We start from the raw sequence: 23,019 nt of genomic DNA on the forward strand, positions 1-23,019 counted from the left end.
CGCCGAAATCCAGAACTGACGGAGAGCCCGCCGCCCGATGCCCGATACTTTCTACCTCATCGCAGCGGTCCTACTCCCTTTTCTAGGCGCCATGGTGGCGATGATGCTGCCGCAAAGCGCCCGGCTCGAGGCCTGGCTGGCGGGGGCCGTCGCGCTGCTGACGCTGGTGATGGTGGTCCTCGGCTACTCCTCCATGGCGGCCGGCAGGATGCCGCGCGTCGAGATCCCCTGGGTGCCGGAGCTCGGCCTGTCCTTCGTGCTGCGGATGGACGGCTTCGCCGCCGCCTTCGCCATGATGGTCTCGGGCATCGGCTTCCTCATCGTCCTCTACGCGCGCTACTACATGTCGCCGGACGACCCGATCCCGCGTTTCTTCGCCTTCCTCCTCGCTTTCATGGGCTCGATGCTGGGGATGGTGCTCTCGGGCAACCTCATCCAGCTCGTCTTCTTCTGGGAGCTGACGAGCCTCTTCTCCTTCCTGCTGATCGGCTACTGGCAGAACGTCGCCGCCGCGCGCGACGGCGCGCGCATGGCCCTGACCGTGACGGCGGGCGGCGGCCTCGCCCTTTTCGCGGGCATGCTGGTGCTGGGGCACATCGTTGGCAGCTATGACCTCGACGTCGTCCTGGCCTCCGGCGACCTGATCCGGAACCATCCGCTCTATCACGTCGCGCTGGTCCTGATCCTGCTCGGCGCCCTGACCAAGAGCGCGCAGTTCCCCTTCCACTTCTGGCTGCCGCACGCCATGGCGGCGCCGACCCCGGTCTCGGCCTACCTCCACTCCGCGACGCTGGTGAAGGCCGGCATCTTCCTGATGGCGCGGCTCTGGCCCGTCCTGGCGGGGACGGATGCCTGGTTCTGGATCCTCTGCCCGATCGGGCTGATCACGCTGCTGCTGGGGGCCTATGTCGCCATCTTCCAGCACGACATGAAGTCGCTGCTGGCCTATTCGACGATCAGCCATCTCGGCCTGATCACGCTGCTGCTCAGCCTCAACAGCGACCTCGCGATGGTCGCCGCCGTCTTCCACACGATGAACCACGCCACCTTCAAGGCGTCGCTGTTCATGGCGGCCGGCATCATCGACCACGAGACGGGCACACGAGATATCCGGCGACTCTCCGGGCTGAACGAGACCATGCCCTTCACGGCGCGGCTCGCCCTGGTGGCCGCGGCCGCGATGGCCGGCGTCCCGCTGCTGAACGGCTTCATCTCCAAGGAGATGTTCTTCACCGAGGCGCTGACCGCCTCGACGATGCCGACCTTCATGCACGGCATCCTTCCCATCGCCGCGACCATCGCGAGCATCTTTGCCGTCACCTATTCGCTGCGCTTCATCCACGGCGCCTTCTTCGGCCCCGCCACCGACGACCTGCCCAAGCGCCCGCACGAGCCGCCGCAGTTCATGCGCGTGCCGGTCGAGGTGCTGGTCTTCACCTGCATGGTCGTCGGCATCCTTCCGGCGGCGACCATCGGCCCGCTGCTCGATGTCGCGGTCCGCTCGATCCTCGGCGACGCCACGCCCGAATACAGCCTCGCGGTCTGGCACGGCTTCAACCTGCCGCTCGTGATGAGCCTCCTGGCGCTGGCGGGCGGTGCGCTGATGTACCGGCTGCTCTACCGCCACCTGAACGCCGGCATCGACGGCACGCCCCTGCTGTCCGGCCTCGACGGGCGCCGCGCCTTCGACCAAGTGATGGTGTTCCTGTCCTGGCGCTTCGCCCGCACGGTCGAGCGGCTGATGGGCACGGACCGCCTGCAGATGCAGCTGCGCCTTGTGGTCTGCATCGCCTTCCTGGCAGCCACGCTGACGCTGCTGCCGCACGGGCTGCGCGCCGGCGACCTGCGCCTGACCCCGGTCGACCCCGTGGTGGCGATCCTCTGGGCCATTGGCGGCGCCTGCGCGATCGGCGCGGCCTACCAGGCCAAGTACCATCGCCTCGCGGCCGTCGTCCTGCTCGGCGGCACCGGGCTTATCACCTGCCTGACCTTCGTCTGGTTCTCCGCGCCCGACCTCGCGCTCACCCAGCTGCTCGTGGAGGTCGTGACGGCGGTGCTGCTGCTGCTGGGTCTGCGGTGGCTGCCCCGGCGCTTCGAATCCGCCGGCTCGGGCGACCTGCTGGCACGCTTCCGGCGCCTGCGCGATCTCGTCATCGCCGTGGCCGCCGGCGGGGGCCTGGCCGCGATCTCCTACGCGATGATGACCCGCGCCTCGCCCGAGGGGATCTCGCGGCAGTTCCTGGCGCGCGCCTACGCCGAGGGCGGCGGCACCAACGTGGTGAACGTCATCCTCGTGGACTTCCGCGGCTTCGACACGATGGGCGAGATCACCGTCCTCGGCATCGTGGCGCTGACGGTCTTCGCCCTCCTCCGGCGCTTCCGCCCGGCCCCCGAGAGCGTCGGCGTGCCGGACCAGCAGCAGGGCGATGCCCGCGACTGGCTGCTGGTGCCGGCCGTGACCATGCGCATGCTCTTCCCGATCATCTTCGCGGTCGCGGTCTATCTGCTGCTGCGCGGGCATGACCTGCCGGGCGGCGGCTTCGCGGCGGGGCTGATGCTCTCCATCGGCATCCTGCTCCAGTACATGGCGGGCGGGGCGCGCTGGGTGGAGGACCACCTGCGCGTGCTGCCGCTGCGCTGGATGTCGGTCGGCCTGCTGCTGGCCGTCGGCACCGGCACGGCCGCGACCTTCTTCGGCAAGCCCTTCCTCACCTCCTACTTCGCCTATGCGAATCTGGGGCCGCTCGGGAAGCTGCCGCTGGCCAGCGCGGTCATCTTCGACCTCGGCGTCTTCGCCCTCGTCTTCGGGGCGACGGTGCTGATCCTCATCGCGCTCGCGCACCAGTCGGTGCGCAGCCAGCGCGCCGCCCCGCCCCCGCCCCCCGAAGCCCCGGCCCGCGTGGGAGAGGACTGATGGAACTCGCACTTGCCCTCGCCATTGGCATCCTCGGCGGCTCCGGCGTCTGGCTGCTCATGCGGCCGCGCACCTTCCAGCTCATCATCGGCCTGTCGCTGCTGTCCTATTCGGTGAACCTCTTCATCTTCAGCATGGGCCGCTTCCCGATCGGATCGCCGCCCATCCTCGAGCCGGGCGGCGCCGGTGACCCGGCGAACTATGCCGACCCCCTGCCCCAGTCGCTGGTGCTGACGGCCATCGTGATCGGCTTCGCCACCACGGCGCTGTTCCTCGTCGTGATGATGGCCGCCCGGGGCCTGACGGGCGGCGACCATGTGGATGGGAGGCCGCCGCGATGACCGGCTGGCTCGAACACCTCATGATCGTCCCGGTCGCGCTGCCGCTGATCGTGGGCGCGATCATGGTGGCGCTGGACGAACAGCGGTACCGGCTCAAGGCCGCGATGGGGATCCTCTCGATCCTCGTGATGCTCGGCACCTCCATCACCCTCGCCGTGCAGGCGCATGCCGGCGGCGCCGTCTCCCTCGGCGTCTATCCGCTGGGGAACTGGCCCACGGCCTTCGGCATCGTCCTGATGCTCGACCGGCTCTCGGCGCTGCTGCTGATCCTCTCCTCGGTGCTGGGCCTCGCCGCCCTGCTCTATGCGCTGCCGCGCTGGCAGCGGATGGGCGCGCATTTCCACGCCCTGCTCCAGTTCCAGCTCATGGGGCTGAACGGCGCCTTCCTCACCGGCGACCTGTTCAACCTCTTCGTCTTCTTCGAGGTCCTGCTCGCCGCCTCCTACGGCATGGCGCTGCACGGCTCGGGCGTCGCACGCGTGAAGGCGGGGCTGCACTACATCTCGGTCAACCTGGCCGCCTCGCTGCTCTTCCTGATCGGCGTGAGCATGATCTACGGCGTCGCGGGCACGCTCAACATGGCGGACCTCGCCGCGCGCATCCCCAACATGCCGGCCGAGAACCGCCCGCTGCTGGAGGCGGGGGCCGCGATCCTCGGCATCGCTTTTCTCGCCAAGGCGGCGATGTGGCCGCTGGGCTTCTGGCTGACGCCCACCTATGCGGCCGCGAGCCCGCCCTCGGCCGCGATCTTCTCGATGATGAGCAAGGTCGGCGTCTATGCGGTCATGCGGCTCGTGCTGCTGCTCTTCGGGGCGGAATCCGGCGCCTCGGCCGGCTTCGGCGGCACCTGGCTCATGGTCGGCGGCATCGCGACCATCCTCTTCGGCGCGGTCACCGTCCTCGCCACGCAGGACCTGCCGCGCCTTGCCGGCGCCAGCGTCTTCATCTCCTCGGGCACGCTGCTGGCCGCGGTCGGGGCCGGGCAGGTTTCGGTGACCGGCGGCGCGCTCTTCTATCTGACGAGCTCCGCCCTCGCGATCGGGGCCTTCTTCCTGCTGATCGAGCTCATCGAGCGCGGCCGCGAGGTCGGCGCCGACGTGCTGGCCGTGACGCTGGAGGCCTTCGGCGACGGCGACGAGGAGGAAGAGGAGGATGAGGAAATCGGCGCCCCCATCCCCGCCACCATGGCGGTGCTGGGCGCCTGCTTCCTCTGCTGCGCCATCCTGTTGGCCGGCCTGCCCCCCCTCTCGGGCTTCATCGCGAAATTCGCGATGCTGAGCGGGATCCTGAACCCCCATGGGCTCGGCGAGGGCCCCGCGCTGGTCGCGCCCAGCGGCTGGGGGCTGCTGATCGCCCTGATCCTGTCGGGCTTCGCGACGATCGTCGCCATGGCCCGTGCCGGCATCCGCAACCTCTGGGCCATCGCCGACCGGACCGTGCCGCGCGTGGGCGCGGTGGAGATCGCGCCGGTGCTGATGCTGCTTTTCATCTGCATCGGCATGACGGTCGCGGCGGGGCCGACCATGCGCTACATGCAGGCCGCCGCCGTTTCCCTGCACACGCCGCAGGAATATGTGCGGCAGGTCATGGAGGACGGCCCATGAGGTGGCTCCTGCCCCACCCGCTGGTCTCCCTCGGCCTCCTCGTGCTGTGGCTGCTGCTGAACCGCACCTACGCGCCGGGCCCCGCTTTGGTCGGCATCATCGTCGCGCTGATGGGCGGATGGGCGCTGGCGCTTCTCGACCCGGGACGCCCCCGGCTGCGGCGCCTGGACGTCGTCCTGAAGCTGACGCTGCATGTGCTGCTGGACATCGCCAAGTCCAACCTCGCCGTCGCGCGCAACATCCTCGAGCGGAAGTCCGATCGCCGCGCCGGCTTCCTCCGCATCCAGCTCGAGCTGCGCGAGCCGCAGGCCCTCGCGGTCCTGGCCTGCATCGTCACCGCGACGCCCGGCTCCGCCTGGGTGGAGTTCGACCCCGAGGACGGCCAGCTCCTCCTCCATGTCCTCGACGTCGGCGAGGAGGCGGATTGGGTGCGCCTCATCAAGGAACGCTACGAACAGCCGCTGATGGAGATCTTCGCATGACCGTGACCCTGCTGAGCTGGTCGCTGCTGCTCGCGCAGCTGATGATCGGCACCGCGATGCTCTTCGCGACCTGGCGCGTGCTCTGGGGCCCCCGGGCGCAGGACCGGGTCCTCGGCCTCGACACGCTCTATGTGAACGCCATGCTGCTGCTCGTCACCTTCGGCATCCGCGCCGGGACGGACGTCTATTTCGAGGCGGCGCTGGTGATCGCGCTGCTCGGCTTTGTCAGCTCCGTGGCGCTGGCCAAGTTCCTCATGCGCGGCGAGGTGATCGAATGATCGAGATGACGGCCGAGCTCCCCTGGATCGCGGCGGTGCCGGTGGCGCTGCTGCTGCTGATCGGGGCCGGGCTCACCCTGGTGGGCTCCTTCGGGCTGCTTCGCCTGCGCAGCTTCTACGAGCGGGTTCATGCCCCCACGCTCGGCACTTCCTACGGCATGGGCTGCACGCTGCTGGCGTCGATGATCTTCTTCTCGGTCCTGCAGGGGCGGTTCGTCATCCACGAGATCGTAATCGGCTTCCTCATCCTGGTGACGACGCCGGTGACGCTGATGCTCCTGGCGCGCGCCTCGCTGCACCGCGACCGGCTGGAGAAGAACGAGCAGGTTCCGCCGCCGCGGTAAGGCCGCCCGATCCCCGATGGATCAGCGCGGTAACTCCGCCGGAAGGAACCGCGACACCGCCGCCACCAGATCGGTCCCCGAGAAGGGCTTCGGCACGATGGCGACATGCTCGAAGTCGCGCGGCAGGTGCTCCCGCCCATAGCCGCTCACGAAGACGAAGGGCACGCCGCGCGCCGTCAGGGCGGAGGCCACCTCCTCCACCGGCAGGCCGCGCAGGTTGCCGTCGAGCAGCGCCCCGTCGAGAGACAGGTTCTCGATCGTCTTCAGCGCCTGCTCGATGGTTCCGGCCGTGCCGGCGATGACCGCCCCGGCCTGCTCCAGCACCGCGGCCATCTGCATCGAGATGATGGGCTCGTCCTCGATCAGGAGCAGCCGCATTCCCCCGAGATTCTCCTCGGACGGGTCGCTCCTGCGCGGCGGCCTCGCCGCCTCCCCGCGCGCCGCGGCGGGCGCGCCCGCCTCCAGGCTCCAGCCCTCGACCTGGAGGGGAACCGCGATCTCCCAATCCATGCCGTCCGGCCCGTAATGCGCCCGTGCGGACCCGCCCTCGGTGCCCACGCTCTGCTCGATGAGCTTCGTGCCGAAGCCCGTCCGGCTGGGCGGCGCGACGGGGCCCGTGCCCCATTCCTTCCAGCGGAAATGCAGCACGTCCTCCAGGACGCTCCATTCCATCGTCAGCCGGCCCATGGGCTTGGAGAGGGCGCCGTGCTTGTTCGCGTTGGTCGTCAGCTCATGCAGGATGAGCGCCATGTGAAGCGCGATCTGCGGCGCGAGCTGGAGGTCCCGGCCCGAGACCGTCAGCCGATCGGCATCGATGGTGCCCAGCCGGAGCTGGCCTTCGATCAGCTCCTTCAGCATCGCGCCCCGCCAGGTGGAATCGCTCAGCAGCGAATGTGCGCGCGCCAGCGCCTGGATGCGGCCCGAGAAGTCGGTGACGAAATCGGCCGGGTCGGCGGCGCGGTGAAGGCCCTGGGCCGCGATCGCCTGGACCGTGCCGAGCATGTTCTTCACCCGGTGGTTGAGCTCGCCGATCAGCAGCCGCTGGGTCCGCTCCGCCCGCCGGCGCTCCGTGATGTCGAGGATCTGCGCGGAGATGGAGACGAGCGCCCCGTCGGGCACGCGCAGCGCCGAGCAGTACCACTCGCAATCCACGCCCATACCGTCCTTGCGCCGCAGCGGGATCTCCCCGACGGCGCGGGGTGCCTCCCCGGCCTGCAGCTCCGCCTCCAGCGCCTTGAGCGCGGGCATGTCCTCCGGCTGGAGCCAGCCGAGCTCCCGCACGCTGCGGCCCATGGCCTCGCTCCGCGACCAGCCGAAGATGCGCGCCGCGCCGAGCGACCAATCGGTGATGCGGAAGGCGGCATCGAACTCCACCAGCGCCAGCGGCGAGTTGTCGGCATGGGCGCGGAACTGCGTCAGCGCCTCCTCCAGCTTCACCGCGCCGAAGCGGATGTCGTCGCGCTGCCGTGCCAGCTCCTGCCGCTGCCGCGCGAGGTCGAAGAAGACCCCGGCCTTGCTCGTGAGCATGTGCGTGTCGATGGGCTTGAAGAGGAAGTCCACCGCGCCGGTCTCGTAGCCGCGGAAATGCCGCCGCTCATCGGTCGCGACGGCGGTCAGGAAGATGATCGGCACGCGCCGCGTGCGGCCCGTGCCGCGCATCAGCTCCGCGAGCTCGAAGCCGTCCATCCCCTCCATCTGCACGTCGAGCAGCGCCAGCGCGAAGTCGTGCCGCAGCAGCAGCTCCAGCGCCTCGGGCCCCGACTTCGCCCGGAACAGCTGCAGGCCGTCGCGGCGCAGCAGCGCCTCGAGCGCGAAGAGGTTCTCCTCCAGGTCGTCCACCAGGAGGAACTTCACGTCATCAGGCGGCATCGGACCCTCCCCAGACCGCCGGAAGCGTGTCGCTGCGTCGCCAGATCCGCTGCTCGGAGGCGAAGTCCGAGAAGGAATCCGAATGGCTCGAGAAGCGCAGCGTCTCCTGCGCGCCCAGACCGAGGAAGCCGCCATGCACCAGGGAGTTGGCGAAGAGGCCGATGGAACGGTCCTGCAGCTCGCGGTCGAAGTAGATCATCACGTTGCGGCAGGAGATGAGGTGCATCTCGGCGAAGACCGCGTCCGAGACCAGGCTGTGCTCCGAGAAGACCGTGCGCGCCCGCAGCGTCCGGTCGAAGACCGCGGCCCCATAGCCCGCGGAGTAATACTCTGACAGGGATTGCAGGCCGCCGGATTTCCGGTGGTTCTCGGTGAAGAGGGCGATGCGGTCGAGATCGTAGATGCCCGCCTCTGCCTTGCGCAGGGCGGCGGGGTTGATGTCGGTGGCGTAGAAGATGGTCCGCGCGTCGAGCCCTTCCTCCCGGAAGAGGATCGCCAGCGAATAGAGCTCCTCGCCATTCGCGCAGCCGGGCACCCAAACCTTCAGCGAAGGATAGGTCCGCAGATGCGGGATCACCTTCTCGCGCAGCTGCCGGAAGTAGTCCGGGTCCCGGAACATCTCGCTGACCTGGATGGTCATGAGACCGATCAGCTCGGGCAGGATGGCCGGCTCATGCAGCAGGCGGCTCTGCAGCATCGAGAGGTTGGCGCAGCCCAAGCGCTGCCGCGCCTCCTCCAGCCGCCGGGCGACGGAGCTGCGGGAATAGCCGCGGAAATCATAGTGGTAGCGCTGATGGAGCGCCTCCAGCAGCAGGCTGACCTCGATCTCCTCGGTGGCCTGCGGAGCCGTCCAGACCCTCATCGCGGCATCCAGACCCGCACCAGCGAGAGCAGCTTGTCCACGTCCAGCGGCTTGGCCAGGTAGTCGTTGGCGCCGGCGGCCAGGCACTGCGCCTGATCCTCCGGTCGGGCCTTGGCCGTGAGGGTGATGATCGGCAGGTTGCGCCACTCCGCGCGCTTGCGGATCTCGCGCGTCGCGGTCAGCCCGTCCATCTCGGGCATCATCACGTCCATCAGCACGATGTCGATCGGCTCGGCATCGCCGCGCGCGCTGCGGTCCAGCGCCGCCAGCGCCTCGATGCCGTTGCGAGCGATGGTCACCGTCGCGCCATGCGGCTCGAAGATGCTGGTCAGGGCGAAGACGTTCCGCACGTCGTCCTCGACCACGAGGATGTTGCGCCCCTCGATGGCGGCGTCGCGGTTCATGGAGCGCGCGAGCATGCGCTGCTGCTTGTCCGGCAGGTCGGAGACGACCTGGTGCAGGAAGAGCGTCGCCTCGTCCAGCAGCCGCTCGGGCGACTTCGCGCCCTTGATGATGATGGAGCTGGAATACCGCCGCAGCCGCAGCTCCTCCGCGGCAGTGAGGTCGCGGCCCGTATAGACGATGACCGGCGGGAACGGCGTGTCCTCGTCGCCGCGCAGCTGCTCCAGCACCTCGAAGCCCGAGGCGTCGGGCAGGCTGAGATCCAGCACCATGCAGTCGAAGGTCTGCTGGCGCAGTTCCTCCAGCGCGCCGGCCGCCGTGCGGACGCCGATCGCCTTCACATCGTCCGAGGCGAGGAGCGACTTCAGGCTCTCCAGCTGGTTGACGTTATCCTCGACGATCAGGATCCGGCGCACGCGCTCGGCGAAGCGCTTGTCCATCCGCTCCAGCGCCTGGATCAGCTGCTCGCGCTTCACCGGCTTGAGCATGTAGCCGACGGCGCCGAGGGACATGGCCGTCTGCGTGTAGTCGCTGACCGAGACCACATGGACCGGGATGTGGCGCGTGCGGATATCGCGCTTCACGCGGTCCAGCACCGAAAGGCCGGTGTGATCCGGCAGGCCCATATCCAGGATGATGGCCTGCGGCAGGAATTCCTTCGCCGCCTCCACGCCCTCATCCGCGGTGGAGGCCGCGATGCACTGGAAGCCCAGCTCATGCGCCAGGTCGTAGAGGATGCGCGCGAAGGCCGGATCGTCCTCGACGACGAGGATCACGCGTCGGTCGGCCTCGAGCACGCTGCGGTCGTCCTCGATGAAGCTGGTCCGGCGCGGCGGCGCCTCCAGCACCGGTACCTCGACCTTGCGCATCACCGGGCGCGGGTTGTCGATCATCATGGGCGCCGGCCGCAGCCCGCCCGCATCGGTGGCCTGCACGAGGGCCGGGTCGTAGATCTCGGGCAGCGAGAGGGTGAAGGCGCTGCCCTGGCCGGGCACGCTCTCCACCTCAATGTGACCGCCGAGCAGGCGCGCCAGCTCGCGCGAGATGGAAAGGCCGAGGCCGGTGCCGCCGAACTTGCGGTTGATGGTGCCGTCGGCCTGCCGGAAGGCCTCGAAGATCGTCTGCTGCTGGTCCGCCGCAATGCCGATGCCGGTGTCGCGCACCGTGAAGGCGAGCTGGCCGCCCGGCCGGCGGGAGACGCTCAGCCGCACCGTGCCGCGATCGGTGAACTTCACCGCGTTGGAGAGGAAGTTGCGGAGGATCTGCTCCAGCCGCTGCAGGTCGGTCTCCATCTCGGTCGGCGCATCGGCCGCGATCTCGGCCCGCAGCTCGACGCCCTTTTCGGCCGCCATGGCGCGGAAGGTCGCCGCCAGCTTCTCCACCAGCGGCGCCACGCGGCCGCGGGTGGTGAGGAGCTCCAACTTGCCCGCCTCGATCTTCGAGATGTCGAGGATGTCGTTGATCAGCAGCAGCAGGTCGTTGCCCGAGGATTCGATGGTCCGGGCGAAGGTCACCTGCTCGGTCTGCAGGTTGCCGGCGCGATTCTCCGCCAGCAGCCGGGCCAGGATGAGCAGCGAGTTCAGCGGCGTGCGCAGTTCGTGCGACATATTGGCCACGAATTCGGACTTGTAGCGGCTGGCCTGCTCCAGGTCCCGCGCCTGGGCGCGGAGCGCCGTCTGGGCCTGGCTGAGGTCGTCGCGCTGGACCTCGAGCATGCGCGTCTGGGTCTCGAGCTGGGCATTGGTCTGCTCGAGCTCGCGCTGCTGGGTCTCCAGCTCGACCTGCGAGGCCTTGAGCGAGCGGCTCTGCTCCTCCAGCTCCTCGTTGGAGGCGCGCAGCTCCTCGCTCTGCACTTGCAGCTCGTCGGACTGGCGGCGTGTTTCCTCCAGCAGTTTCCGAAGCTCGCCGCGATAGTTCGCCGACCGCACCGCGATGGCGATTGACGTCGAGGTTTGCTCCAGAAGAGCGATCACGCTGTCGTCAACCGGACGGAGAAGTCCCAGCTCGATCACCGCGTTCACAGATCCATCGACGCTGACAGGCAAAATGACGAGATGTTTCGGCTTGTCTTGCCCCAAGGCAGAGCCGAACGAGAGATATCCTTCCGGGATGTCGCTCAGCACTTTGGGGCGATTTTCCACGGCAGCCTGGCCTAACAAACCTTCCCGAAGTGCAAAACGCGCCGGGACCGAGGTGTCCTGCGGCACGCCGTAAGTCGAGGCGCGTCTATAGCCATCCTGGTCGCCAACGAAGACCGCACCGGCAACCGCGCTCACGTAGCCCGTCAGGAAGTCCAGGATGTTATTGCCGAGCTGCTCGATATGCTGGTCGCCCAGCATGGCCGACGACAGGCCGGCGTGTCCCCCCTGGAGCCATTCCTCGCGCCGGCGGGCCAAGGTGGCCCGCCGAATCAAAAGGCTTACCGTCCCCGTCAGAAGGATACCCAGAAGGCCGGATAGAAGGCCTGTCGCCAGGGCGGTATTCTGGGCGCTGTTCATCTCCTGGAGCCGGAGTGACCGCTGCAACGCTTCTTCAGCGGACATTGCCATGATCTGGGCGCGGATCGCGTCCATTTCGGCCTTACCCCGGTCCGTCATGACCGCCGCCAGCGCGGCCTCAAGCGTCCGTGTCCGGCGAAGATCGATTGTCTCCACAAGTTCGGCGAGTTTGGCGTCAACATGCTGTCGAAGCGCATTGACCCTGACTTGCTGCGCTGGGCTGTCCCGCGTCAACCGGGCGGCAGTATCGAGCTTTGATGAGATCGAACCGACGGCGGCATTGTAAGGCTGAAGATACGCCTCGTCATTCGTCAGAAGAAATCCACGCTGGCCCGTTTCGGCGTCCTGCACGGTCGACAGCAAATCATCGAGCACGACAATGACGTCATGAGACTGAACGATCCTCTGATTGCCCTCCCGCAAAGCCTGCAGGTTGAAATAAGCGACCGTGCCGCTGATCAGGAAGAAGACGACCGAGCCTGCGAGAGCAAAGGCGACGATGGGATCCAGTCCCAGGGTTCGCCGGAAGGTATCGGGGGTTCGGATTTGTCGGCTCATATCAAATCCATCATCGATGGTTTCGGGCTGGCGGGAAGGCACGTCCCATTGACGGTCCGGCTCGACAGAGGCGGCGTCCATCAGATTCCACTTTTATCGCTGTCAGGCGATCGCTACGAGAAGGGTACAGAGGCAGCGGCCAACAGCGATAAAAATTCCCGCGCCGGCAAAGTTGGCCACCCCGCGCGTTTCCTGGCTATTCGACACTTGTTCTAAAAGCATCCCAAAATGGGAAAGTAATGGCGGATCAAAGCATAAGGCGCAGCTAACAGCTCGGGGCAGCCGGCACAATTCGCTCGGCGATTCGGGATGGCAAAGTCGCCAGATAACCATTCCAAGATGGAGAACCTGCCATGGACGTCCCGATGATCCGCCTCACCGAGCTCGCCCATGGCGGCGGCTGCGGCTGCAAGCTCGCCCCCTCCGTACTCCAGAGCCTGCTGGCAGACCAGCCGATGGCCGGCCCCTTCGCCCAGTTGCTTGTGGGCTCCGAGACCGCCGACGACGCTGCGGTCTGGAAGGTGGATGACAACCTCGCCGTCATGGCGACGACCGACTTCTTCATGCCCATGGTCGACGATCCGGAGGATTTCGGCCGCATCGCCGCCACCAATGCGATCTCCGACATCTATGCCATGGGCGGCAAGCCGATCATGGCCCTGGCCATCCTCGGCATGCCCATCGGCAAGCTCGACCCCTCCGTGGTCCGGCGCATCCTGGCCGGCGGCGCGTCGATCTGCGCCGAGGCCGGCATCCCCGTGGCCGGCGGGCATTCCATCGACTGTCCCGAACCCGTCTATGGCCTGGCCGTGATCGGCCTCGGCCGGCCGGACCGCGTGCTGCGCAATACCGGTGCCCGGGCCGGGGACGCGCTGATCCTGACCAAGGGGATCGGCGTCGGCATCTATTCGGCCGCCATCAAGAAGGGCCAGCTGCCCGAGGGCGCCTATGCCGAGATGATCGCCACCACGACCCTGCTGAACCGCGCGGGCGCGGAGCTCTCCGCCGACCCCGCGGTGCATGGCGTGACCGACGTCACGGGCTTCGGCATCCTCGGCCATGGGCTGGAGATGGCGCGCGGCTCGGGCCTGACCCTGCGCCTGCGGCAAGACGCGGTGCCCTTCCTGAAGCACGCGGAGGCGCTCGCGCAGCAGGGCTTCATCACCGGTGCCTCGCATCGCAACTGGGACAGCTATGGCCCCAGCATCGAGCTGCCCGCGGGATGCCCCGACTGGCAGCGCCTCCTGCTCGCCGATCCGCAGACCTCCGGCGGCCTGCTCATCGCCTGCGCGCCCGAGGCGGCGGAGGGAATGGTCGCGCGCCTCCAGGCCGGCGGCTACCCGCTGGCCCGGCGGATCGGCCGTGCCGAGGCAGGGCCGGCGCGCGTCGTGGTGGAGTGAGGCAACCGCGGGGCGCGGCGGCGCATTCTCCCTGACAGCCGAGGAGAACCTCCGATGCGCTTCATCCTTCCTATGACCGTCGCGCTGGCCTTCGCCGGGCCAGCCTTCGCCCAGGCGCCGCCAACGCCAGCGGTACCGTCCGGCCAGAGCACGGTCCAGGGCTGCAACCCGGCCGGCCGGGCCGAAGCCGCGACGCCGCCCGCCCGCGGCAGCGGGGACGGCACCGCCCCCGGCAATGCGGGGTCGACCGGTTGGACGGGCGGTACCGGCGGCTCGCATATCGGCACCAATACCCAGGGTGCGACGCGGGATTCGCCGACCTGGCAGGCGCCGACCGCCCGAGGTCTCGATCCCCTCGCCGCCCCGGCCCGACCGGAGCCCGCCTGCTGAGGCAGGGGCGCCGGCCCCTCGGTTCCAGTCAGGCGGGCGGTGACCGCCCGCCCCCAGCATCACCAGTTGAAGCGCACGGCCACCACGCCCTGCGTCGTCGAACGGCGCTCCCGCCCGTCCACGGACCAGCGGTGATCGATATGACCATAGAGGCTGGCCGTTTGCGTGATCCGGGCCGTGACGCCGACGCCGAGCTCGACCGAGGTATTGCCGAACCGGTTCTCGACCGCGGGTGACGCACCGAAGCTCGCGCGATCGGTGCCACCGAAGCCGTGCCAGAGATTGGCCTTGGCATAGGGCTGCCAGAGCGTGTTCGCATCGCGCGCGGTGTATTGCAGGCGCCCGCCGATCCGGCCGGTGACAGCGTCGTCCTCGTTCCAGCCGATCGTCGAATAGGCGTCCCGGCTGCGATTGACCGAGACCGACTGATAAATGATCTGCGCCTGCGGCTCGAGCTGCCAGCGCTGGCTGAGGCGGAAGGGATAGCCGCCCTCCAGCGAGGCGGCGAAGCCAGAGCCGCTGGTGCTCATCCGTGCCTCGTAGAGCGACGTGGCCTTCGCATCGAACCAGTTCCCCTGGACCACCGCGTCCAGGTACCAGCCCGACGGTCCAAAATGGGTCCAGTAGGCGCCCACCGCCGGCCCGTTCAGCGTCAGGCGGCCAAGCCGAAGGTTCTGCTGGCCGAGCGCGAAGCCGCTGACATTGGAGGAGCGGTAGTCCGTATAGGCGACATAGAGGCCGACATGATCGCGATGGCCGTTGTCATGCTGGCTCCGATAGGCGTCGAAGCCCGCCTGTATCCCGACGAGGTTGGCATCGTTCACCCGGCTGTCGACCGTACCCGACCAGCGGCTGCTGCCGCGCTCGCCGATCAGGCGCATCCAGGTGCCGTTCGCGTAGCGGCGGGATTCTGGATTCTGCACGATGTTCATCTCCTCCCCGACCCGCTCATGCAGAGTGCCGAGGGTGGCGAGGCCCATGTGGCGCGCCATGGCCGGAATGGGCGCGTAGAGACCGACCTCGGGGCGGTAGAGCGGAATGACCGGGGGGGATGGGGGGGCAGGGTCGGTTGGCCCGATCGGCGGGGACGGCGGCCCCTGGACCAGGTTGGAGCGCAGGAACCAATCCTCCGCGCCGCTGCTTCCACCGCGGAACAGCCGGTATTCATAGGCGCCCGCCGTCACGCGACCAGCCAGGTTGAAGGCCCCCGGCTGCGTGGTCGCGCCATTCGTCGCCTGAACCAGACGGATGCCGTCAGCCAGCGTCAGCGCGCCGCCGCCGCCCGCATTCGTGACGGAAAGGGTCGTCGTGCCCGTCGCCGTGCCGCCCTTCACCACCAGGAGGTTGGTCGGCGAATTGTCGCTGCCGAGGACCGTGTTGAAGGCCATGCGCCCGCCCTGCCCGACATAGCTGCCGGTCGTCAGGCTCGAGAAGCCGCTGGCGAGGGGCGCGAACTGGATCAGGCCCGCATTGGTGACCGTGCCGGTCGCGTCGGAGGAGCCGGTGACGGTCCAGGCGCTGGCGCCATCCACACGAACATCGCCGGCATGCGTGGCCTGGCCGGTCCAGGCGCTGCCGAGCAGGTTGATATGGGCGGTATTGCCGGGAGCCGCGACGAGGTCGCCCGTCCAGTTGGTGGCATTGAAGGTCGCGTTCACGACGTTGTTCGCGCCGGTCACCGAAAAGATGCCGGCCACCCCGCCCAGGTTCGTCAGGTTGAGGGTCAGGTTGCTGGGCGCGGCGCCGCTGGTCACCGTGGCCAGGGCCAGGCGCCCGCCGACGAGGCCCGAGGAGATGGCGATGGGGCCGTTCAGCGAAATGTTCCCCGTCCCACCTTCGGCGAGAACGACCGGGCCCTGGCTCGAAGCCAGCGTCCCGCCGGTGACCGTCAGCAGGTTCGGCGCGGCCGAGGTGCCCCCCGCGATGTGAACGGCGGCCGCCCCGTTGCCCGACACCTGCGTCGCCACGTTCGACGCGGTCAGCGAGGCCCCATCCTGGGCGCTGAGGCCATGCGCAGAAGCGCCGGAGGTGGTCACGCTGCCGCTGTTCAAAACGACCGCGGACGCCGAGGCCACCGCGCCCAGCGCATTGGCACCCGAGGTGAGGATGGTCGTCCCCGTCGCCGCGAGATTGCCGCCAGCCTCGGCACGCACTCCCGTCGCGCCGATGCCGGAGGTGGTCACACTGCCGTTGTTCAGCGCGACCGTCGCCGCCGAGGCCACCGCGCCCAGCGCGTTATCCCCCAAGGTGCGGATGCTCGTCCCCGTCGCTGTGAGGTCGCCACTGCCCTCGGCGAGCACGCCCGTTGCCCCCGTCCCGGAGGTGGTCACGCTGCCATTGCTCAGCGCGACCGCCGCTCCCGAGGCCACCGCGCCCAGCCCATTGGCGCCCGAGGTGAGGATGGTCGTCCCCGTCGCCGTGAGATTGCCGCCACCCTCGGCACGCACGCCCGTGGCGCCGATGCCTGAGGTGGTCACGCTGCCATTGCTCAGAGCGACTGTGGCCGCCGACGCCACCGCGCCGAAGGCCGCGTCACCGGAGGTTCGAATGGTCGTCCCTGTCGCTGTGAGGTTACCGCTGCTCTCGGCGCGCACGCCCGTGGCGCCAAGACCGGAGGTGGTCACGCTACCACTGTTCAGAACGACCGCGGCCGCCGAGGCCACCGCGCCCAGCGCATTGGCGCCCGAAGTGACGATGGTCGTCCCCGCCGCTGTGAGATTGCCGCCGGTCTCAGCATGCACACCCGTGGCACCGAGGCCGGAGGTGGTCACGCTGCCGTTGTTCAGCGCGACCGTGGCCGCCGAGGCCACCGCGCCCAGCGCGTTATCCCCCGAGGTACGGATGTTCATTCCCGTCGCCGTGAGGTTGCCGCCACCCTCGGCACGTGCACCCGTGGCTCCCAGACCGGAGGTGGTCACGCTGCCGTTGTTCAGCGCGACCGTTGCCGCCGAGGCCACCGCGCCCAGCGCGTTGTCGCCCGAGGTAAGGATGGTCGTCCCCGTCGCCGTGAGATTGCCGCCACCCTCGGCGCGAACGCCCGTGGCGCCCAGGCCGGATGTGGTCACGCTGCCGCTGTTCAGGACGATCGTGGCCGCCGAGGCCACCGCGCCCAGGGCGTTATCGCCCGAGGTAAGGATGGTCGTCCCCGTCGCCGTGAGGAGGCCGCCATTCTCGGCGCGCGCGCCCTGGGCGCCGGCGCCGTAAGTCCTGATCGCACCGTTGGTGAGGTCGATCGACGCGCCGGCGCCGATGGCATAGGCGCCGTGCGCCCCCGCCCCCATGGTCGTGATCGGCACGTCCCGGGCGATGATGATACCTTCGTTTGTGGCCCGGAGACCGCGGGAAGCGACGCCCAAGGTAAGGACAGAACCACCGGCGACGGTCACGCGGGTTCCCGCCTGGCTGGCGAAAATGCCGTCCGATCCAGCGCCCCGCGTCTCGATCACGACGTTCGAGACCTCGATCTGCGAGGCGGTCCAGCCAGCAACGCCGTTGCCCACATCGCCTTCCGTCAGGAGAGAGCTGTCGGAAATGCTGATGATACCCGGACCTCCGGCGCTGACGACGGCGTCGCTCACCTCGCCCGTCATGTGGATCCGCATATTGGACGCCACGATCTTGCTACCCTCATTGGCATAGAGCCCCCCGATTTCAGGGGCGGGGGAGTTGATCTCGCTGTTGGTGATCTCGATCCGGGAGCCAGTCCCCACGGCAAGAACGGTATGCGACATGCCGTCCACGCCGGAGGAGCTGAGCGTGAGCCCGTCACCAATGATCAGCCCCCCGCTCGACGCCAGAAGGGCTCCACCGATATTGCCGGCAGAAGCGACGGTCGCGTCGGTGATGGTGACGCGCGATCCGGCGCCGTCGGACACCACCCCGCTCGATTCTCCCGCCTGCGCATCGATCATCAGCCCGCGTGCCACGATCTGGCCGCCCGCCTCGGCACGGAGGCCATCAGCCCCTTGCGTCGTCACCGAGCCACCCGTCAGGTCGATGGTGCCCGGGCCGGCGGCGACAGCCCCTACCGCGTTCACGTTGCCGGTGGTGCTGATCGTGACGCCGATGCCCGTATAATCGCCGCCCGTCACACGGATGGCCGCGTCACTGGTGTTCTGGCGCGTCACGCCATTGTCCGTGCAGGAGCCGGAAGACATGTCGATAGCAGCCGGCGCGGCAGGGGAGCATTGCCCGTAGGCTATTTCCGGCAGAATCAATGCCGTACTCAATAAGAGCGCCCCTCGAAGCCATTTTATTCCAGAGGCGCCGGAATCATGATCGATCCGCTCGACATCTGGATGACGGGTCGCAAGGGCAGCGGGCACGAGATCAAAGGAAATTCGGGACACGCTTTTCTCCCACAATATTCGCCGTTCCGGTCATATTCTGGTACATTCAAGTATATAATTTTCTTTAAAAGCAAATATTCCGGTAGTCGAATTTTGTGGAGAATGAAGATCTGAATTTCCGACAAAGGCACACCCCTGCCGTACGGAAGCGACGCCGGCCAGCCATTCTCGACAGGAAATGCGGGGCATGTCCGCTCAGCCGCGGCCTCAGGAGAGCTTCGTTTCTTCCAGAAGGAGGCGCAGGCCCTTCGAATTGAAGAACTCGCCGTCACGGATCAGCCTGCGATCCTCATGCAGCTTCCGCGTAAGGGCACCGAGGCGGGACCGCGCCTCGGAATCGGGCACCAGCCCCTCGCGCCCCGCCCGCCAGAAGACCACGCCCGACCAGCTCACCCCCGCCCCGGCGAAGAGCCGCGCCATCTCCGGCCAGCGCGTCTCGTCGCCCATCACATGCAGCCAGGCTCCGCGCAGCGGCGTCACGCTCGTCTCGCCGATCTCGACCAGCACGAAGAGCACGGTGAAATCCCCGGCCTCGCGATGGGTCGCGGTCAGCCATTCGTCGAAATCGGTGTCGATGTCGGGCCTCATGGGCGGGAGGTTGGCGGAAGAGAATGGGAGTCGAACCCACCCGGGACAGTCTCGCTGCCCCACCCGGATTTGAAGTCCGGACGCCCCACCGGGGACGACTCTCCTCCGAACAGGTCGACGCGGTGCGGATTGATCCGCCGCAGGTCGCCGCGACGCAAGGTTACGCCGTGGCGGTCGAGGAAATCCAGGATCTGGATCGCGACCTTGCGGCCGTTGTCCATGCGGTCGCGGAAGAGCGCCGCGGTGAACTCGCCGCCCTCACTGGTTGCGGCGATGTCGATCGCGAACCCCACCATCTCGGCTGTGGTGGCGCGCAGAAAGAAATGGTCCTGCGCGATCTGGTCCAGCCGGCCGAGCCGCGCGCAGGCCTTCAGCAGGCGGCGGATCTCGGCCTCCGCCACGTCGAGCGTGCCCGCGAGGTCGCGCACGCGCGGCGGGCGGAACCGAGCCTCGCCGCCGAGCAGCGGCTCGATGCGGGCGTAGAGCGCCTCGTCGGCCGGATCGAGGCGGACCTCGTGGCCAGGCAGGCGCAGGAAGGCGCCCTCCAGCACGATCTCGCCGGCACGGGCCAGGCGCTCCAGCGCCGCCCGGAAGGCCGGGGCCGGAAGGCGCGGCTGGACCAGCATGCGCAGCCGCTCGCGGCCGAGGCCCTGCTGGTCCGCATTCTCCTCGTGATAGCGCGCGAGCCCGGCGAGCAGGTTTTCGCGGAAGGCCGCCCAGCCTTCCTCGGAGAGCGTGAGGCGCGCCCCCTCCGCCTCGATGATCACGGCGCCCGAGGCCAGCGCCTCGGCCTCCGCAGGACCGAGCGCATGGTCGCGCGCGAAGGCGTTCAGCTCCACCTGATGCGGCGGGATGGCGAGGAGGCGCGCGAAGGCGCGGGCCGGCTCACGCTCCTGCAGGGCGTCCAACTGAGCGAGGCGCTCCGGCGTGCGCCGCTTTCTCGCGGGCGGCCTGAGATCCAGAAAGCGCCCGCCGCCGATGGTCCGCTGCGCCGAGACGTCGCGCAGGATGAAGCGGTCGCCCGCCGCCGCGGCGATGGGCCGGTCGAGCACCAGCTGCAACAGTCCGCGCCCTCCGGGCGCGACCGCCTCGCCCAGCGGCACGAGGCGCACGCCCACCTCCGCGCTGGCATGATGAAGCCGCGCGGGGAACCAGGCGCCGAGAGGCTTCGGCTCGCTCGCGAGGACGCGACAGGCGGCGTCGATCCGGTCGGTCGGCGCGTGCAGGGCGGGCGCGAGCACCATGTCGCCCCGCGCCACCGCCTCCTTCGAGATGTCGCGGCCGGCGATGTTCAGTGCGCAGCGCTGGCCGGAAAAGCCCCGCTCCGCCGGGCGGTTCTGCGCATGGAGGGAGCGCACCCGCGCCGCGATGCCGGAGGGGCTCACCACCACCTGGTCGCCCACCGCGACCGAGCCGGACAGCACCGTGCCGGTGACGACGGTGCCGGCGCCGGCCAGGGTGAAGCAGCGATCGACGGCCAGGCGGAAGGCGCCCTGCCCGCTGGGCTCGGCCGTCGCCGCCTCGGCATAGGCCAGCGCCGCCTTCAGCGCCTCCATCCCCTGCCCCGTCTGCGCGGAGACGGGTAGGACCGGCGCCTGCGCCAGCGCGGTATCGGCCAGCAGCTCGTGCAGCTCGGCCGTGACCTCGGCGATGCGCTCGACATCGGCGAGGTCCGCCTTGCTCAGCGCCACCATCCCCCGGCCGACGCCGAGCAGGTCCAGGATGGCGAGATGCTCGCGCGTCTGGGGCATCACGCCGTCATCGGCAGCGACGACCAGCAGCGCGAAGTCGATGCCGCTGGCGCCGGCCAGCATGGTGTGCACGAAGCGCTCATGCCCCGGCACGTCGACGAAGCCGATCACCCGCTCGCCATTGCCCTGCGGCATATAGGCGAAGCCGAGATCGACGGTGATGCCGCGCGCCTTCTCCTCCTTGAGGCGGTCGGTATCGACGCCGGTCAGCGCCTTCACCAGCGAGGTCTTGCCGTGGTCGATATGCCCCGCGGTGCCGACGATCATCGCAGCGGCATCCCGGCGCGGCGCTCGGCTTCCTCGAGGCCGGCATCGTCCAGCGCGGCGCGCGCGGCCCCCAGGAAGGGGCGCGCCAGCCGGCTGCCGCCCGACTGCGCGCGCAGGAGCCAGGCCAGCGCCTCGACGGCATCGGGCTCGACACCCGTTCCCATGTGCAGCGCGGCGCCCAGCATGGCCTGGCCGTCGGCATCGCCCAGCTCGGCGCCCCGGCGCCACCAGGCGGCGGCCTTGGTGGGGTCACGCTCCACGCCCATCGCGTGGTGATAGAGCATGCCCAGCCGCGTCATCGAGGAGGCGATGCCGGCCTCGGCGGCGAGCAGCGCCCAGCGCCGCGCCTCCTCCGGATCGGCGGGCATGACCTCGCCCTCCAGCAGCATCCAGCTGAACATGTCCTGGGCCAGCGCATCGCCCTGTTCAGCCGCGGCGCGGTAGAGCTTTTCCGCCCGCGCGGGATCGGGCTCCACCCCCTCGCCGCCACGCAGGTAGAGGGTGGCGAGGTTGCGCTGGCCCGGCGCGTAGCCGGCCTCGGCCGAGAGGGTGAGCCATTTCAGCGCCAGGAGCGCATCCACCGGCACGCCCAGCCCCTCCACGAAGCAGCCGCCGATATTGGATTGCGCGCGGGCGTTTCCCGCCCGGGCCAGCGGCTCCCACAGCGCCAGGGCCGTGGCGTAGTCCCCTGCGCGGAAGGCGGCCATGGCCTCCTCCATGGGATCTGCGGTGGGCGCACGGCGAAGCCGGTCAAGCCAGGCCACGAAGCGTCTCCAGGAAACCCGCCTCGTCCGTGAGGCAACGCAGGTCCAGCACCAGCGCGCCGTCCTGCATCCGGCCGATCACCGGCCGCTCCAGGCGGCGCAGCGCGGCGGCCAGCCCTTCCAGCTCCCGGCCGCGAAGCGCGATGAGGCGCAGGCCATGGCTCGGCAGCGTGTCGAGCGGCAGGGCGCCGGAGCCGATCTGGCTACGGCAGGCGCAGGTCTCGACCGCGAAGCCGGCGGGCAGCAGCGCGGCCACCGCCGGCGCCAGCCGCTGCGCCTGCGCGCCGATCCCGGCCGCGTCGCGCGCCAGGAAATGCAGGGTGGGCAGCCGCTCCGCCAGCCGGTCGGGATCGCGATAGAGCTTCAGCGTCGCCTCCAGCGCGGCGAGGCGCAGCTTGTCGACGCGGAGCGCGCGCTTCATCGGATTGCGGTTGATCGCCTCGATCAGGTCGCGCCGGCCGACGATGAAGCCCGCCTGCGGCCCGCCCAGCAGCTTGTCGCCCGAGAAGGTGACGATGTCCGCGCCCTCGGCGATCGCCTCGCGCACCGTCGGCTCCTTCGCGAGGCCCCAGCGCGAGAGGTCGACGAGCGTGCCGGAGCCGAGGTCGTTCAGCAGCGGTACCCCGGCCTCATGCGCGATGGCGGCCAGCGCCGCGCCGTCCACCTCGGCCGTGAAGCCCTCGATCCGGTAGTTCGAGGTATGGACCTTGAGCACGAGGCCCGTCTCCGGCCCCAGCGCGCCGCGATAATCCTTGGGGTGGGTGCGGTTGGTGGTGCCCACCTCCACAAGCTTCACGCCGGCGCGCGCCATGATGTCCGGCATGCGGAAGGCGCCGCCGATCTCGATCAGCTCGCCGCGGGAGACGATGGCCTCCCGCCCCGCGCCCAGGGAGTTGAGCGCGATGAGCACGGCCGCGGCGTTGTTGTTCACCAGCGTCGCGTCCTCGGCGCCGGTCAGCTCGCGCAGGAGCTCGCGCAGGTGATCGTCGCGCTCGCCGCGCCTTCCGGTGTCGAGCTCGAATTCCAGGGCCACGGCCTCGCGCATCGCCGCCGTCACGGCCTCGATGGCGGCCTCCGCCAGCACCGCGCGGCCGAGATTGGTGTGCAGCACCGTGCCGGTGAGGTTGAAGAGCGGCCGCAGCCGGGGGCGATAGCGCTCCGCGAGGCGATGCCCCACCGCCTCGGCCACCGCCTCGGCGTTGGGGAGCGGCGCCGAGGCGCCGGCACGCAGCTCGGCCAGCGTCGCGCGGATCGCGGCGGTGGCCTCCGCCCGGCCATGCCGCTCGATGGCCGGCCCGCACAGGCCCAGCACCCGGTCGACCGAGGGCAGGCCGCGAAGGTCGGGCTTGTCGGCCATG

At 69.3% G+C, this 23,019-nt stretch carries 16 protein-coding genes, 1 tRNA gene and 2 pseudogenes; 9 read left to right on the plus strand and 10 right to left on the minus strand.

Features of this window, described 5'->3' with window-relative positions; translation table 11 throughout:
- The first annotated feature begins 37 nt into the window (after window positions 1-37).
- The 6 genes from KHU32_RS18765 to mnhG are packed head-to-tail and all read left to right on the plus strand — an operon-like array spanning window position 38 to window position 5,963.
- Window positions 38-2,914 (plus strand): monovalent cation/H+ antiporter subunit A, encoded by a 2,877-nt coding sequence (locus KHU32_RS18765; protein ID WP_213671702.1) that lies wholly within the window; start codon window positions 38-40, stop codon window positions 2,912-2,914.
- Entirely contained in the window at window positions 2,914-3,255 is a 342-nt protein-coding gene (locus KHU32_RS18770; protein ID WP_213671703.1) for a Na+/H+ antiporter subunit C, read from the plus strand. Before KHU32_RS18765 ends, KHU32_RS18770 begins: the two co-directional genes overlap by 1 nt.
- The gene (locus tag KHU32_RS18775; protein WP_213671704.1) at window positions 3,252-4,859 is read left to right on the plus strand and encodes a monovalent cation/H+ antiporter subunit D; all 1,608 of its coding nucleotides are present in this window, start codon (window positions 3,252-3,254) and stop codon (window positions 4,857-4,859) included. The genes KHU32_RS18770 and KHU32_RS18775 overlap by 4 nt, the downstream gene beginning before the upstream one ends.
- Window positions 4,856-5,341 carry a Na+/H+ antiporter subunit E gene (locus tag KHU32_RS18780; RefSeq protein WP_213671705.1) on the plus strand — a complete coding sequence of 162 codons (486 nt, stop codon included), beginning with the start codon at window positions 4,856-4,858 and terminating at the stop codon, window positions 5,339-5,341. Before KHU32_RS18775 ends, KHU32_RS18780 begins: the two co-directional genes overlap by 4 nt.
- Window positions 5,338-5,619, plus strand: a complete 282-nt coding sequence (locus KHU32_RS18785) for a K+/H+ antiporter subunit F (RefSeq protein WP_213671706.1) — start codon at window positions 5,338-5,340, stop codon at window positions 5,617-5,619. The genes KHU32_RS18780 and KHU32_RS18785 overlap by 4 nt, the downstream gene beginning before the upstream one ends.
- The gene (mnhG, locus tag KHU32_RS18790; RefSeq protein WP_249681395.1) at window positions 5,616-5,963 is read left to right on the plus strand and encodes a monovalent cation/H(+) antiporter subunit G; all 348 of its coding nucleotides are present in this window, start codon (window positions 5,616-5,618) and stop codon (window positions 5,961-5,963) included. Before KHU32_RS18785 ends, mnhG begins: the two co-directional genes overlap by 4 nt.
- Before the next feature lie 21 nt (window positions 5,964-5,984).
- On the opposite strand, the gene KHU32_RS18795 is transcribed toward mnhG, so the two are convergent.
- The 4 genes and pseudogenes from KHU32_RS18795 to KHU32_RS23565 all read right to left on the minus strand — a co-directional run.
- Complete coding sequence (locus KHU32_RS18795; RefSeq protein WP_213671707.1) at window positions 5,985-7,832, minus strand: response regulator; 1,848 nt, start codon at window positions 7,830-7,832, stop codon at window positions 5,985-5,987.
- Window positions 7,822-8,694, minus strand: a complete 873-nt coding sequence (locus KHU32_RS18800) for a CheR family methyltransferase (RefSeq protein WP_213671708.1) — start codon at window positions 8,692-8,694, stop codon at window positions 7,822-7,824. The genes KHU32_RS18795 and KHU32_RS18800 overlap by 11 nt, the downstream gene beginning before the upstream one ends.
- A complete protein-coding gene (locus KHU32_RS18805; protein ID WP_249681396.1) occupies window positions 8,691-11,492 on the minus strand; it encodes a response regulator in 2,802 nt (933 codons plus the stop codon). Before KHU32_RS18805 ends, KHU32_RS18800 begins: the two co-directional genes overlap by 4 nt.
- Window positions 11,493-11,660: 168 nt before the next feature.
- Window positions 11,661-11,969, minus strand: a pseudogene (locus KHU32_RS23565) (CHASE3 domain-containing protein); the annotation flags it as partial.
- A 12-nt stretch (window positions 11,970-11,981) separates the two neighbouring features.
- On the opposite strand from KHU32_RS23565, the gene KHU32_RS18810 reads away from it, so the two are divergent.
- The 3 genes from KHU32_RS18810 to KHU32_RS18820 all read left to right on the plus strand — a co-directional run bounded on the left by KHU32_RS18810 (window position 11,982) and on the right by KHU32_RS18820 (window position 13,942).
- The gene (locus KHU32_RS18810; RefSeq protein WP_213671710.1) at window positions 11,982-12,368 is read left to right on the plus strand and encodes a hypothetical protein; all 387 of its coding nucleotides are present in this window, start codon (window positions 11,982-11,984) and stop codon (window positions 12,366-12,368) included.
- Window positions 12,369-12,505: 137 nt separating this feature from the next.
- Window positions 12,506-13,552, plus strand: a complete 1,047-nt coding sequence (gene selD, locus KHU32_RS18815) for a selenide, water dikinase SelD (protein WP_213671711.1) — start codon at window positions 12,506-12,508, stop codon at window positions 13,550-13,552.
- A 54-nt stretch (window positions 13,553-13,606) separates the two neighbouring features.
- Entirely contained in the window at window positions 13,607-13,942 is a 336-nt protein-coding gene (locus KHU32_RS18820) for a hypothetical protein (protein WP_213671712.1), read from the plus strand.
- Between the two features lie 59 nt (window positions 13,943-14,001).
- Here the strand turns inward: KHU32_RS18820 and KHU32_RS18825 are convergent, their stop codons facing one another.
- The 6 genes and pseudogenes from KHU32_RS18825 to selA all read right to left on the minus strand — a co-directional run bounded on the left by KHU32_RS18825 (window position 14,002) and on the right by selA (window position 23,018).
- Window positions 14,002-18,099, minus strand: a complete 4,098-nt coding sequence (locus KHU32_RS18825; protein ID WP_213671713.1) for an autotransporter outer membrane beta-barrel domain-containing protein — start codon at window positions 18,097-18,099, stop codon at window positions 14,002-14,004.
- Window positions 18,100-18,498: 399 nt separating this feature from the next.
- Window positions 18,499-18,879: a hypothetical protein gene (locus KHU32_RS18830; RefSeq protein WP_213671714.1), complete on the minus strand. Its 381-nt coding sequence runs from the start codon at window positions 18,877-18,879 to the stop codon at window positions 18,499-18,501.
- Between the two features lie 11 nt (window positions 18,880-18,890).
- Window positions 18,891-18,986: transfer RNA gene (locus KHU32_RS18835), tRNA-Sec, on the minus strand.
- Between the two features lie 87 nt (window positions 18,987-19,073).
- Window positions 19,074-20,897: pseudogene (gene selB / locus KHU32_RS18840) on the minus strand (selenocysteine-specific translation elongation factor); the annotation flags it as partial.
- On the minus strand, window positions 20,894-21,661 hold the full coding sequence (locus KHU32_RS18845) for a tetratricopeptide repeat protein (RefSeq protein WP_213671715.1): 768 nt from the start codon (window positions 21,659-21,661) through the stop codon (window positions 20,894-20,896). The gene KHU32_RS18845 and the pseudogene selB, both read right to left, overlap by 4 nt.
- The gene (gene selA, locus KHU32_RS18850; RefSeq protein WP_213671716.1) at window positions 21,648-23,018 is read right to left on the minus strand and encodes an L-seryl-tRNA(Sec) selenium transferase; all 1,371 of its coding nucleotides are present in this window, start codon (window positions 23,016-23,018) and stop codon (window positions 21,648-21,650) included. The genes KHU32_RS18845 and selA overlap by 14 nt, the downstream gene beginning before the upstream one ends.
- Window position 23,019 lies beyond the last annotated feature (1 nt).

The sequence above is a fragment of the Roseococcus pinisoli genome, assembly GCF_018413645.1.
Lineage (GTDB): Bacteria > Pseudomonadota > Alphaproteobacteria > Acetobacterales > Acetobacteraceae > Roseococcus > Roseococcus pinisoli.

Bases quoted from the DNA above. Each gene is read 5' to 3' on its own strand.
- KHU32_RS18765 (WP_213671702.1), top strand. From the start codon at position 38: ATGCCCGATACTTTCTACCTCATCGCAGCGGTCCTACTCCCTTTTCTA.
- KHU32_RS18770 (WP_213671703.1), top strand. From the start codon at position 2,914: ATGGAACTCGCACTTGCCCTCGCCATTGGCATCCTCGGCGGCTCCGGC.
- KHU32_RS18775 (WP_213671704.1), top strand. From the start codon at position 3,252: ATGACCGGCTGGCTCGAACACCTCATGATCGTCCCGGTCGCGCTGCCG.
- KHU32_RS18780 (WP_213671705.1), top strand. From the start codon at position 4,856: ATGAGGTGGCTCCTGCCCCACCCGCTGGTCTCCCTCGGCCTCCTCGTG.
- KHU32_RS18785 (WP_213671706.1), top strand. From the start codon at position 5,338: ATGACCGTGACCCTGCTGAGCTGGTCGCTGCTGCTCGCGCAGCTGATG.
- mnhG (WP_249681395.1), top strand. From the start codon at position 5,616: ATGATCGAGATGACGGCCGAGCTCCCCTGGATCGCGGCGGTGCCGGTG.
- KHU32_RS18795 (WP_213671707.1), bottom strand. From the start codon at position 7,832: ATGCCGCCTGATGACGTGAAGTTCCTCCTGGTGGACGACCTGGAGGAG.
- KHU32_RS18800 (WP_213671708.1), bottom strand. From the start codon at position 8,694: ATGAGGGTCTGGACGGCTCCGCAGGCCACCGAGGAGATCGAGGTCAGC.
- KHU32_RS18810 (WP_213671710.1), top strand. From the start codon at position 11,982: ATGAGACTGAACGATCCTCTGATTGCCCTCCCGCAAAGCCTGCAGGTT.
- selD (WP_213671711.1), top strand. From the start codon at position 12,506: ATGGACGTCCCGATGATCCGCCTCACCGAGCTCGCCCATGGCGGCGGC.
- KHU32_RS18820 (WP_213671712.1), top strand. From the start codon at position 13,607: ATGCGCTTCATCCTTCCTATGACCGTCGCGCTGGCCTTCGCCGGGCCA.
- KHU32_RS18825 (WP_213671713.1), bottom strand. From the start codon at position 18,099: ATGTCTTCCGGCTCCTGCACGGACAATGGCGTGACGCGCCAGAACACC.
- KHU32_RS18830 (WP_213671714.1), bottom strand. From the start codon at position 18,879: ATGAGGCCCGACATCGACACCGATTTCGACGAATGGCTGACCGCGACC.
- selA (WP_213671716.1), bottom strand. From the start codon at position 23,018: ATGGCCGACAAGCCCGACCTTCGCGGCCTGCCCTCGGTCGACCGGGTG.